Origin of the sequence: Marinobacter nanhaiticus D15-8W, from assembly GCF_036511935.1 — a bacterium.
Taxonomy (GTDB): Bacteria; Pseudomonadota; Gammaproteobacteria; order Pseudomonadales; family Oleiphilaceae; genus Marinobacter_A; species Marinobacter_A nanhaiticus.
This window is the reverse complement of the sequence record NZ_AP028878.1, coordinates 2,913,671-2,925,916: the sequence shown is the minus strand read 5'-3', so window position 1 is coordinate 2,925,916 and position 12,246 is coordinate 2,913,671. Positions and strand designations below refer to the sequence as shown.

The 12,246-nt window shown below is 58.7% G+C and carries 11 protein-coding genes; 9 read left to right on the top strand and 2 right to left on the bottom strand.

Features of this window, described 5'->3' with window-relative positions; genetic code table 11:
- Positions 1-153 precede the first annotated feature (153 nt).
- A complete protein-coding gene (locus RE428_RS13055; protein WP_227500176.1) occupies positions 154-1,371 on the top strand; it encodes an integrase core domain-containing protein in 1,218 nt (405 codons plus the stop codon).
- Positions 1,372-1,767: 396 nt separating this feature from the next.
- On the opposite strand, the gene pabB is transcribed toward RE428_RS13055, so the two are convergent.
- Positions 1,768-3,021 (bottom strand): aminodeoxychorismate synthase component I, encoded by a 1,254-nt coding sequence (pabB, locus tag RE428_RS13050; protein WP_004582462.1) that lies wholly within the window; start codon positions 3,019-3,021, stop codon positions 1,768-1,770.
- Positions 3,022-3,218: 197 nt separating this feature from the next.
- Here pabB and RE428_RS13045 point away from each other — a divergent pair, with 197 nt between their 5' ends.
- Entirely contained in the window at positions 3,219-3,794 is a 576-nt protein-coding gene (locus tag RE428_RS13045; protein WP_004582461.1) for a hypothetical protein, read from the top strand.
- Between the two features lie 176 nt (positions 3,795-3,970).
- Positions 3,971-4,822 (top strand): DUF6160 family protein, encoded by an 852-nt coding sequence (locus tag RE428_RS13040; RefSeq protein WP_004582460.1) that lies wholly within the window; start codon positions 3,971-3,973, stop codon positions 4,820-4,822.
- Positions 4,823-4,954: 132 nt separating this feature from the next.
- On the opposite strand, the gene RE428_RS13035 is transcribed toward RE428_RS13040, so the two are convergent.
- Positions 4,955-5,569, bottom strand: coding sequence for a hypothetical protein (locus tag RE428_RS13035; RefSeq protein ID WP_004582459.1), 615 nt, complete (start codon positions 5,567-5,569; stop codon positions 4,955-4,957).
- A 160-nt stretch (positions 5,570-5,729) separates the two neighbouring features.
- On the opposite strand from RE428_RS13035, the gene RE428_RS13030 reads away from it, so the two are divergent.
- The 6 genes from RE428_RS13030 (at position 5,730) to RE428_RS13005 (ending at position 12,246) form a co-directional block, all read left to right on the top strand.
- Positions 5,730-6,788 carry a DUF58 domain-containing protein gene (locus RE428_RS13030; protein ID WP_227500246.1) on the top strand — a complete coding sequence of 353 codons (1,059 nt, stop codon included), beginning with the start codon at positions 5,730-5,732 and terminating at the stop codon, positions 6,786-6,788.
- Positions 6,788-8,791, top strand: a complete 2,004-nt coding sequence (locus RE428_RS13025) for a transglutaminase TgpA family protein (RefSeq protein WP_004582457.1) — start codon at positions 6,788-6,790, stop codon at positions 8,789-8,791. The genes RE428_RS13030 and RE428_RS13025 overlap by 1 nt, the downstream gene beginning before the upstream one ends.
- A gap of 54 nt (positions 8,792-8,845) precedes the next feature.
- Complete coding sequence (gene holB / locus RE428_RS13020; protein ID WP_004582456.1) at positions 8,846-9,865, top strand: DNA polymerase III subunit delta'; 1,020 nt, start codon at positions 8,846-8,848, stop codon at positions 9,863-9,865.
- A gap of 156 nt (positions 9,866-10,021) precedes the next feature.
- Positions 10,022-10,372, top strand: coding sequence for a PilZ domain-containing protein (locus RE428_RS13015; protein ID WP_004582455.1), 351 nt, complete (start codon positions 10,022-10,024; stop codon positions 10,370-10,372).
- Between the two features lie 18 nt (positions 10,373-10,390).
- Positions 10,391-11,335, top strand: coding sequence for an alpha/beta fold hydrolase (locus tag RE428_RS13010; protein ID WP_227500245.1), 945 nt, complete (start codon positions 10,391-10,393; stop codon positions 11,333-11,335).
- Complete coding sequence (locus RE428_RS13005; protein ID WP_004582453.1) at positions 11,332-12,246, top strand: DUF4892 domain-containing protein; 915 nt, start codon at positions 11,332-11,334, stop codon at positions 12,244-12,246. Before RE428_RS13010 ends, RE428_RS13005 begins: the two co-directional genes overlap by 4 nt.

Sequence of the window (12,246 nt, the reverse complement as noted above, 5' to 3'; positions counted from 1 at the left end):
CTGGGGCAGCCCTTAGGGCCGCTCCGAAGCTAAAGAGGGTGTTGCAAAAGTAGCCGTATCTCCAAAGTATCGGCATAAACTCCCTCTCCCCTCGCGGGAGAGAGGTTTGGAGTGTGCAAACCGGCAACATAGGTAACACCTCAAGCCGGGAACATGGGTTACACAAGTTACGGTATGGGCAAGGAGGACGCGCCCATGCCCTGGAAAGAGACTTGTGTAATGGATCTGAAGATGCAGTTGATCGCGGCCTGGCTGCAGGGCGGGCACGGTGTAAGCGATCTGGCCCGCGGCTACGGCATTAGCCGCAAGACGGCTTACAAGTGGATCAGGCGCTACCAGGAGGAAGGTGCCGGTGGGCTGCAGGAGCGCTCCCGAGCGCCGCACTATTGCCCACATGCAGTGACGGAGGACGTGGCTGAACAGATTGTGGCGATCAAGAAAGTCCATCCCAGCTTTGGCCCCAAGAAGGTTCTGGACCGCTTGCGTGAGCTAGAACCGGCGATGGCATTGCCGGCAGACAGCACGGCCGGTGAGATACTCAAAGCGGCGGGTCTGGTCAAGAAACGGCGCTACAAGCGGCCGTACCCGGCCGACCCGCAACCGTTTGAACTGGGTGATCGCAATAATGCGCTGTGGAGTGTGGACTACAAGGGGCAGTACCGGACGGCCGGCGGGCGCTGGTGTTATCCGCTCACGGTAACCGACAATGCCAGCCGTTATGTCTTGGGCTGTCATGGCGTGAGCGCAACAGACTACGTCCAGGCGAAGCCGATTATGGAATGGGTTTTCCATGAGTACGGTCTGCCGGAGGGGATCTTGTCCGACAACGGGGCGCCCTTCGCCAGTCGCTCAGCAGGAGGTCTGACGCGACTGTCGAAATGGTGGGTCGAGCTGGGCATTGGGGTGCATCGTAGCAAGCCGGGAACGCCCACACAGAATGCCCGTCACGAGCGCATGCACGGTTCACTGAATCGAGCAGTGGGTGGACGGATGCGCGGGACAAGCTTGATGCAGCAACAGACCACGCTGCAGGCATTCCGTGAGGAGTTTAACGAACAACGCAGCCATGAGGCGCTGGGCAGGCAAACACCGGCCAGCGTGTATCAGCCCTCAAGGCGTCGGTACTCGCCCGTGCTGCGCCCGATTGAATATAACGTGGACCAGGCGGTTCGCAACGTTCGTCACAACGGCGAAATCAAGTGGCAGGGCCATCTGATCTACATCAGCGGGCTGTTAGCCAGACATCGCGTAGGCCTGCAAGAGGTGGAGAATGACCGGGTCGAGGTGCGATACAGCACCCATCTGCTCGGTCATATTAACCTCAAAACCGCGCGATTGGAGCCCGCATGCGAGTGGCATGCGGGGGAATAGGTGTAACCCATGTTGCCGGTTCAAAGTGTTACCTATGTTCCGGTTGCACAGGAGAGGGGGTAGCGCCGTCAGGCGCTCATCGTTGCCAGAGCCGACTTCGAGCGAGGCTTTTGCCTCGCCCCCCTCTCTCCAAACCTCCGCTCCGCGCCCCAGCCCGTCGCCAGAGGCTCCGGGCGTTCCGGCGGGCGAAGCGCTGCTTCGCTACTTCCGCCTACACCCCGCGAGGGGAGAGAGGCTTCAAGCCGCAAGCTTTTGCAACACCCTCTAAAGCGTCGGCTACATTTTGAGATAACTTGAGCATGTAGCAGATGCTTCAGCTTCTGAGGCGCCGAAGGTGCCCGAGTATTTCTTTCCGTACCTCGGGTTCCTGGCGGCTCAGAAGTAGTTAGATGGCGCCTAACCCATCCCCTCCAACGTCTCCATCAACCGCCGCACCTTCGTTATCGACTCCTCATACTCTGCTTCCGGCTCGGAATCGGCCACGATACCGCCTCCGCCCCAGCAACTGATTGTCCCGTCCGGCCGGGTCATCAACGTACGGATCGCGATATTACTTTCAAGCGTCCCATCGGCGCTGATATAGAAGACACTGCCGCAATAAGGGCCACGGTCGTGGGGTTCGAGTTCGTCGATAATCTCCATCGCCCGTCGTTTCGGGGCGCCGGTGATGGAGCCGCCAGGGAACGCCGAGAGCAGGGCATCGATCAGCGAAACATCGGTGTCCAATTCGCCGGTTACTGTGCTCACCAACTGATGGACGTTGCGGTAACTCTCGATCGCGAACAGCTTCGGAACCTTGACCGAAAAAGGTTTGCAGAAGCGGGAGATGTCGTTGCGGATCAGGTCGACGATCATCAGGTTTTCTGCGCGATCCTTGAGGCTGGCAGCAAGGTTGTCCTGCTGTTTCCGGTCGTCGGCGTCAGTTTCTCCGCGCGGACGCGTTCCCTTGATGGGTTTGCTCTCGACTACACCTTCGTGGATACGGAGGTAACGCTCGGGTGAGATACTGAGGACCTGATAAAGCCCCGTATCCACGTAACCGGCATGAGGTACGGGAATGGCGCTGGTCAGCGCTTTGAATGCCGCGAACGGATGGCCTGTGAACTGGCCGGAGAACCGCTGCGAAAGATTTACCTGGTAACAGTCACCAGCGAGGATGTAGTCGAGTATACGCTGCACCCGTTGGTGGTATTGGGCTTGGGTTTGCTCCGGCTGGAAGGGTTGCACCATCCTGAAGTTCAACGGTTCGCCGGCAGGCTGCTCGGCTTCATCGATTAATGGCTTGAGCTTATCCATGATCGACGGCGGGCAGTGGGGATGGATGACCAGCCGCGGTCGGTCGTCGGATGATGACGGCAAATTCAACGCCCACAGATACTCGCCTACCCAGCCCACGTCAGGCAGGTTTTGCTCATATGATTGGGGTACGTACCCAGCAACCGTATGTTTAGCCGCTTCGTAGTTGATCGCCCCCACCAGGCCGCCTGCGAACAGCTCTTCTGCTGCCTTTGAATGTTCCTTGAGCTGAAGCTGCCGTTCGGCTTCCTGAAGCTCATGGAGGTTCTTTTGCCAGGCCTGTTCATCTTGCGGCAATCGCCAGGTGCGTGCCGGCCAGGCCGAGGCAAAGGCAGAGCCGTCAGCACGATGCATAAAGACAAACCCTGCCTCTGACGCCAGGTGATTCACCCAAAGTGCCGCACATTTGGCAGAAACGGGAAATTCTTTTAGGGATGATGGCACGCTGAACCTGTGAAGCCTGTGTAAATAGTGCGGCCAAGCATGATACCGCAAACGCAGAGGGCTTCGCAGATCAACACCCTATAAAAAGAAATCGCAAGGAGTACGGCATGCGAGTCATCCCAAAGCTTTTCCTTATCCGATTGTTTCTTCTTCTCATGCTTTCTATTTGCTCAAGCCAGGTGTTTTCCCAACAGCCAAAGAGCGAACTGAGCGAAGCTGAGATCAAGCAGTTTGCCCAGGAGCAGTTCGCGAAAATGTACAAGCGGGCAATGGAAAACGCTTCATTACGTCTGGCTGACGGCGAAGCGGTCAAGGCCTTCGCGGTCGTGGCTGACCGGGGCGGTGAGATCCGCCTGATCAGGATCGATAAGATCGAACAGATGCCGCCTAACGTCGCTTTGGAAGTTATGCGTCGAAGTCTCCGTGTACTCGTGGGTAAGGGCAACGTGGGCGCTACCTGTCTTGTGTATGTCGCCGGGAACCCAAATAAGGAGGCGCGAGCGGAATATGTGCTGGTCGCCGAAATGGAACACATCTTTGGTCCGACTCTGGCGCAGTTAACGCCTTATACCGTGCAGGAAGGTAAGACCGTTTTTGGCGAACCGGTAACGGTGGAATCCGAACCCTCTATCTTCAATTTCAGGAACAAGGACGGCGAGCGCAGCGAAGCGCCTGCAGAATAGACGGTGTTGGAGGATAGTTATCTCAGGTTACTAAGGTTGTTGGACAATGTGATTATTGGGACTGTGAATGTGGTCACGGAACCATCGACCTGATCGAACTACGCTTTGAATCGTGCGGTAACAAAACAATACAGACCGCATTGGAACAACAACAATTTTCCGTTTAGGAGAACACTATGAAAGGCCTGAAGAAACTTGCACTCGCATCCGCAATCGCGGCTGCTCCGTTCGCTGCCCAGGCAGAGCTGAAAGCCCTTGACGACGGTGCCATGGGCAACGTGACTGGTCAGGCGGGTGTGACCATCGAGCTGGAAACCAAGGTTGACGTGGGCGAGTTCCGCTACGTGGACGAAGGTAGCTTCGCCGTATCCGGCATCCATATCGGTGGCGGTAACGTTGTCACTGACGCAGATGGCAACGTGACTGGCGTTGACGGTCTTCTGGATGACCTCAAGATCGATATCGACGTAGAAGCCGACGGCGACGCCGTCATCCACGTTGGTAATGTTAACGGTCAGGTGCCCATCGACTTTGCGGTCGGTATCGAGTCTGCCTCTCTGCGTGCGCAAGGTGTCTCTGCTGCTGACGCAACCGACTCCAACTCCACGCTGCTGGCTAGCAACATTGGCATCGTCGGTAACCTGGCTCAGCTGGATATCCGTGTTGACACCGAAACTGATCATCTGATCACTGATGTTTCTTTCAACATCACTAACATGGATATGGATATCGACTTCCTGGGTGTTAACATCCGCGGCATGCAGGTCATGGGGGCTAACTTCTTCGAGGAATCAGCCGCAGGTGGTGGTCTAACTCCTGCAGGCATGTTTGCTGCAGCACAGATCACCATCAGCAAAGCGACTGGAACTGGCTCTGCAAACGGCGATGCGCTGCAAATCGAAGTGCCTCAGTTCGTAACCGATATCAACGTAGCTGCAACCGAAATCGGTGGTTCTTCTATCGGTACGATCCAGTTGGACAACCTGGCGATCACCCAGACCAACATGAAGGTTTACGGTCACGAGTAATCGGGCCGAGCTTTCTTAGCGATCACGCCCCGCATAGCGGGGCGTTTTTGTTTTCGGGAAGCAAGCTGATCGATTGTCCGCAGAAACAAAAAAGCCAGTCGACTGACTGGCTTTTTGAATTGCGCTCTGTGGTTACCTGTCTGGCACGTCGATCGAAAGATCAAACCCACCGCCGGGCCGTGGCGTCAGCTGGACAGGCCCTTCGTTAATCCCCTGCGGAATCTGTATCTGATCGATACCCGGTGGATTGCCAATCGAGAAATTCACACTCTGACCATCGAAGCCGATACCCAACTGGTCGTTGAGGAAGCTTTGGGTGAAAGGCTCATCCGGAATTTCCATCTGCTGGCCATAGATAACCGGTGGAATGTTCGGTGTCAGGTTGGCGACGGGCTGGGCCCGGCCTGCTTCTTCGATTGGCTGCAGCAGCGCCCGGCGAATGAACTCGTCTTCTGCTTCCTGCAGTGCCTCGTTCTGGTCTTCGTACCGTGTTTTGCGGAGGATGTTGGCATAGGCCTCCTCCTCCGATTCCTCGATAACCGGCTCACCCGGAGAAATGGTCAGCGAGCGTATGATGCGCTGCCGCTCTTCCTCGGATTTCCGTTGGGCCCGCGGGACGACGATGATGGCAGAATCCTCGATATAGGTATCGACCATCTCGTCGGAGGTCAACGTCTCAACTCCGGCCCAGGCTGGCAGGGCAATAGACGATGCGATTGCGGCGGCAACCAGTTTGCGGGTACGCATGGTGAGCTCCTGCGTTTGGGAACTTCTGGACGGGTGTATGTCAGAGATCGCTTTGCGCCAGTGGCGACAATTAGACGCGTTTCATAACAGAGAAACAGATCGACCTCTGATAAAGTATTTCGATCGGTTTCACACATTTCAAGCGGTTTGTGGTGAAAATGTGATCAGGTCTCAGGGTTTCGATCGGAAAGAGCGTCGAAGAACGCCTAATGAAGGCAATATTCGGCGGCGTTGGCGTGGATGGGTTGATCGCCGGATACCTTTATCCGACGAGCAGCAGTTCACCCAGAAAAACATCTTCATTCTGCCCTCCGGTGCCGGCCTGGTCTTTGGCCTGTTATTGCTGGTCATGTTGATGACCGGCATTAACTACCAGAACAGCCTTATTTATCTCCTGACCTTTATGCTTGGTGCTTTGTTCGTGGCGGCCATGCATCAAACCCACCGGAATCTGGCAGGCTTGAGACTCAGTCTCGTGTCTGCCGGCGAGGGGTTCCCCGGGGATCACCTGACCTTCCGCATTCGCGCAACTGCCGAGAAAGACGCCTTCGGCATCCAGTTCATTAGCCCCGAGGGTGAAACCCGCCGCATCAATGTAGTACCCGGCGAAATAGGTGAATTCGAACTGCCAGTACCCGCCCGACAGCGGGGGCCAGTCCCTGCGGGGCGCATTCAGGTTGAAACACGTTTTCCGTTCGGCTTGCTGAAGGCCTGGTCCTGGATGCGCCCGGGTTCGACCGGCGTCTGTTACCCCAGGCCAGTAACGCCGCCCTATGAAACCGGTGGTGAGGAAGAGGGCGTCCAGGCCAGCCAGCCTCGTAAGTCCGACGATCTGTCCCACGCCGATTTGAGACCCTGGCGCCAGGGAGACTTGAGCCAGCGGGTACTTTGGAAACGCTTTGCCCGCACGGGGGAGATGACGATTGCCGATTGGGAGGGCGAGAGCGGCGAGCCTGTCTGGCTCGACTTCAATCAATTCCCTGGTGCTGACCGGGAACTGCGCCTGAGTTACCTGGCTGCCCTGGTGGAGTCCCGCTCACGCGCTGGTCAGGTTTTTGGCCTGAGAATCCCCGGGCTTACCATCGAGCCGGATCAGGGAAGCGCTCACCGGAGCCGCTGCCTGCGTGCCTTGGGGCTTTGTGGTTTTGAGAAGCACGTCGCAGAGGCTGGTGTCGCCGCTGCGGCGGGTGGAGAGTCCGTATACGCGAGGGCCTCCTGATGGACGCAGCGAAAGCCCCGGACCTGCCTTCCAAAGCAATTGTATGGCTGCTCGTCAGTTTTGCCTTGTTGCTCGTTCCGCAATGGGACCGTCTGCCCTGGTGGCTGATTGCCGCGTGCCTGGCGCTTGCGACCTGGCGCTGGCTGGCGCAAACCGGGCGAGCTGCGTTACCCGGCCGGTTGGTAGGGACGCTGATCATGTTGGGGCTGATCGCGGTCTATGTGCTCACCGTGCAGGGTCGATTCACTGTTGAGACGGCTGCCTCGTTCTTCGTTCTCGCGGTCGGATTGAAGTGGCTGGAAACCCGGACCTCCCGGGATTTCTATGTGCTCTTCTTTATTCTGTGCTATCTCGCAGCCGTCAATTTCCTGTTCCAGCAGGGGATCGTCTGGACGCTGCTGAACCTGGCGGCGATCTTTATCCTACTGATCGGCCTGCAGATCCTGAACGCACCGGACGCGCCGAATGTCATGGCGGCTGGATGGAAGCGCCTGGGCGGACTCATGCTCAAGACGCTTCCGGTAGTCATCCTTCTGTTTATCTTCTTCCCGCGCATGTCGCCGCTGTGGAGCGTGCCGCTGGTTTCCGGCCAGGCAAAGACGGGCATCTCCGACCAGATGGACCCCGGTTCGATCTCCAACCTGGCGCAAAGCAGCGAGCGGGCTTTCCGGGTGACTTTCGGTGGGGAAATCCCCCCGCACCGCGATCGCTATTGGCGAGGGTTGATCCTGGACCGGTTCGTCAACGGGCGCTGGGAACAATGGCAGATCGACGCTCGCCGACGCACGGGGCGGGTTCAGTCCGATGGTGGCGTTGGACCTTTGCAGTCCGGGGAATACGATGTCCTGCTGGAGCCGACCTACCAGCCCTGGGCCTTTGCCCTCGACGGGTCCGAAGCCATTTCCGACAATGTCGAGGAGACGGCGGCCGGTACGTTCCGTTTCCGTCGGCCGGCTGACACCTCGGTTCGCTATCGCATGGCCTTGACCGAAGACAAAAGGGAATCGGCGTTTCTCAGTCCTCAGGATCGGCAACGTTACCTTCATCTTCCGGCGGAGGGGAATCCCAGGGCAAGGGCGCTTGCGGAAGCGCTGGACCAGCAGACCAACTCGGATCTGGCTTTGGTCCAGTCCCTGCTGACGCGTTTTCGTCAACAGCCTTACTTCTATACGTTGCGCCCGCCGGAAATGCCGCAAGATGCTGTCGATACCCTCCTGTTCGACGTCCAGCGCGGCTTCTGTGCCCACTACGCCAGTGCAACTGCGTTTCTCCTGCGGTCGGCGGGTATCCCTGCCCGGGTTATCGTGGGTTACCAGGGTGGGAGTCCGGGCGCCGACGACGAGTACCTGATCGTCCGGCAGTATGACGCACACGCCTGGGTAGAGGCCTGGATTCCCGGTACGGGCTGGTTACGCGTGGATCCCACGGCGGCGATCTCGCCGGATCGAATCGAGTCCGGTCTCCGGCAGGCTGTCGCTGAAGAAGGCTCGTTCCTTGAGAATGAATGGGCGTCTGCACAGAAATATGGCGATGTTGCCGTCGTTCAATGGCTGTCGTTGCAGATGGATCAGATCAACTACGAATGGCAGCGCTGGGTTGTGGGTTACCAGGGTCAGACACAGATGAACCTGATGTCCAAGCTGCCGGGCAATCTCTCCATGCGCGACCTGGGCTACATTTCGGCTGGCGTGCTCGGAGCCGCATTGGTGGTCGCTGGCCTCTGGACCGGTTGGCGTCACCGCAGTCGTAAACCCAGGGTCCCGGCGCTTAGGCTGATGGGAGAGTGGCAACGCTTGTTGCTCAAACGAGGTATTCTCGCAGAAACGGCTGATACCCCATCATCCTTGGCGTCACGGGCCGCGCAGCAGGAGCCGGTGCACGCGCGTCGGCACGAGGCTTTTGCGCGGGCGATTAACAATCACTATTATGGCTCGGGTTCTTTGAGCCGGGACGACCACAGACGCCTGCGCGGTTTACTGCGGCAGCTCAGGCGCTCATCCTGAGCGCGCTCTGCATTCGGCAAATCCCGGTACGACCACCCCCATTTCGAGGCTGACTTGATCGAACGCGTTGACGAACTACCCTGGCTGAAGACCCAATGGTCGCGTCTTATCGAGCGCTGGAATCTTGGGCGTCTGCCGCATGCGTTGTTGTTCGAGGGACGCAACGGCATCGGTAAGACACTCTTCGCCGGTTACCTGGCGAAACGGCTCGTCTGTGATGGGGCTCATGGAGCGGTGGAGCCTTGCGGCCATTGCAAGCAGTGCGAGTTGATTGCTGCCGGGTCCCACCCGGATGTCCGGACGTATCGGCCGGAGGATTCCAAGGTGATCAAGGTGGACCAGGTGAGGGCGCTGGGCGAATTCGCCGTGGCGTCGCCACAAGTGGCCCACCACAAGGTGATCATTCTGGACAGCGCCGACAAGCTGAATATCAACTCCGCCAACGCCCTGCTCAAGACCCTGGAAGAGCCCAACCCGGACGTGACGTTGATCTTGCTGCAGCAGTCCGGCAAGCCGCTGTTGCCGACGATCCGTTCCCGTTGTCAGTCCGTCCTGTTACCAGCACCCGATACGGAGACCGCGCAACAGTGGCTCTCGTCACATTTGGCCGCGCGGGAAGAAGGCGGCGAGGCGGACGCTGGAGTGCAGGCACGCGCGCTGCGGTTGGCCAGCGGCGCGCCATTGCTCGCCCGGGAGTATATCGAACAGGGGTTTGTCGAGAATGTGGATGCCTGCCTGGACAGTTTTCGCCAGTTCCTCAAATCCCGACTGGCCCCGGAAGAAGCCGCCAAACCCTTTGTGAAGCTGGGTCTGGAAAACGCGCTCAGCCTGATGGAGCGTTGGGGGGCGGACCTCGCGCGACTCGGTGTAGGGGCGGAAGCAGCAGATCCCGAGGTCGCCGATATCCTCGGCTACCTGGCCGGCCACAACCCACCACATCGCGTTCACGCTCTGCTCGGCCATATTGCCGAAGCCCGATCTGGCCTCGCCTATAACGTAAACCCCGAGCTTGAGGTCGAACGGTTGCTGTTCGAATGGCTCTCGTTTATGCCCAGGAAGAAAAGGGCCGGCTGAGTGAAAGGTTTTTAGGTGCCGGGCGGTTCAGGAACGGCTTGGCCTCGGGGCTGTGTCATGAGGCTCCGGGCTGCTAAGATTAATGACAATTATGTTAGCCGGGACAAGCCACTCGATACCCAGGCTGACGACCGGTTTTAACGGAAGGAAGACACTATGGGTCCAGGTTTTGGCGCGCGCAGCGGTATTCTTACACTGACGATCAAGGATAAGGCAGTTCTCTACGCGGCCTACATGCCGTTCATCAAGGACGGTGGTCTGTTCATCCCGACCCAGAAACAGTACCAGCTGGGCGACGAGGTCTTCCTGCTACTCAACCTGATGGATGAGCCGGAGAAAATCCCGGTGGCCGGCAAGGTTGTCTGGATTACCCCCAAGGGCGCCCAGGGTAACAGGGCGGCGGGCATTGGCGTGCAGTTCACCGGCGACGATGAAACCGCCAAGAACAAGATCGAGGCCTACCTGGCCGGCGCGCTGGGTTCCGACCGTCCTACCCATACCATGTAACCGGACCGGTTACCGACCATGAATACCAAGGTTTCAGTCACAACCGGCAAGGAGCGCCGGATGGCGTCCGCACGTACTGACAAGGCGCACATGGACAAAGCCCATGCTGACACGGAATGGCCGCTTCGCCATTTGGTGCTGCGGGGCTTGAGCTGGTCGGCGCCCGACACGCCTGATACGGCCATACCTATCATTGGCCTGCACGGCTGGCTGGACAATGCGGCGACCTTCACCCGGATTGCACCGGCGCTCGCACAATTGGCCCCGATGCACTGCATCGACTTTCCCGGTCATGGCCACTCTGAGCACCGTCCGCCGGGCCAGGACTATGTGTTGGTGGACTACGTTGCGGATATTGCCGATCTGATCGACCGTTATTTCGAGGGGCCCGTGCATATCGTCGGTCATTCGCTGGGTGGCATCGTTGGTGCCATGTATGCGGCGAGTTTCCCCGACCGCGTCGGGCGCCTGGTCATGATCGACAGTCTTGGGCCGCTTACGCTACCGCCGGAGAAGTCCGCCGCGCAGTTGCGTAAGGGGATCACCAAGCGTTTGCGGGGCTCGGGGGCGCCCATGACCTATGGTGCCGTGGAAGACGCCGCGAAGATTCGCGCCGGCGGATTGAGCCCGCTATCATCCGAGGCTGCGCACTTGCTGGTGCCGCGTAACCTGCGTGAAGTGGAGGGCGGCTATCAATGGCGTACCGACGCTCGACTGCGCTATCCCTCGCTGTCGCGCTTCGATGAGGCCCAGGTCGAGGGTTTCCTGAAGGCCATCGAATCGCCGACGCTTTTCCTGAGAGCGGAAGACGGGCTGCTGGGCGGCCGCGAAAGCTGGCGAGGCCGGTCCCGCCTTATTCCTGATTTCAGGGAGGTCGTTGTCCCGGGTTCCCATCACTGCCACCTCGACGGAAACGTTGACCCGGTTATCGAGGCCATCCGAGAGTTCCTGGACCCGTCATGAAGATGTTTAAACAGGTGCTATTAGCGCTGGCCGCGGCTGGTGCCATTGTGTTGCCTTTGGCGTCAGCAGCAGAAGAGTTGCCGGCGTTTCCAATGGCAACGGTGGAAAAGCGCGTGAAGATCGATAGCGCAAGCCATCGTGTCCTCCTGAGTCCCGTGCGCGAGGTAAATGACGAGATACGCGCGGACAATCAGGTGCGTCTGAACGTGAAAGGCACCGGGCGGCTGATGCGCATCGACCCGGAATCCTCCCTGGAGCGTGTAAGCGAGTTCTACCGGGAGGCCCTGGCTCGTCGCGAGAGCCGCACGCTGTTCAACTGCTCAGGACGCGACTGTGGCCGTAGTAACGTATGGGCCAATGCCATCTTCGACGAATCCAAACTCTATGGCCGGGACGATGACCAGTCTTATGCGGCGTATTCGTATCGGGATGATCGCGAACAGCTGCAACTGGTGCTTATGTATACGATCACCCGGGGTAACAAGCGCGACTATCTCTGGCTGGAAGAGCTGACCGTGGAGGATGAGTCCACCGTAGCTGCCTTGTCGCCGGAAGCTGGCCGTATCCTCGGACCGGTGTACGTTCCCTGGTCCGGCCAGCTCACCTATCAATTCGATTGGGACCTCGATACCCGCGAGAAACTCGTGACTTGGGCGGAAAGCCCCGGGGCTACCGTGATGATCGTCAGCCACGTGATACTGGAAAGCAGCGAAACCATCGACGATGCGCTGGAGCGTTCGGCGCGGGTGGGGGATTCGATGCAGGCGCTGCTGGTCCGGCTTGGTATTCCCAAGGAGCAGCAGATGCTGGTTAATGCCGGTCCGGCGCTGACCACAGTTCAGGATGCCCACGGCAGTGGTAACCGGTTGGAAATTGTCGTCATCAAGGATATCGCCACCGAAGGAAGCTGA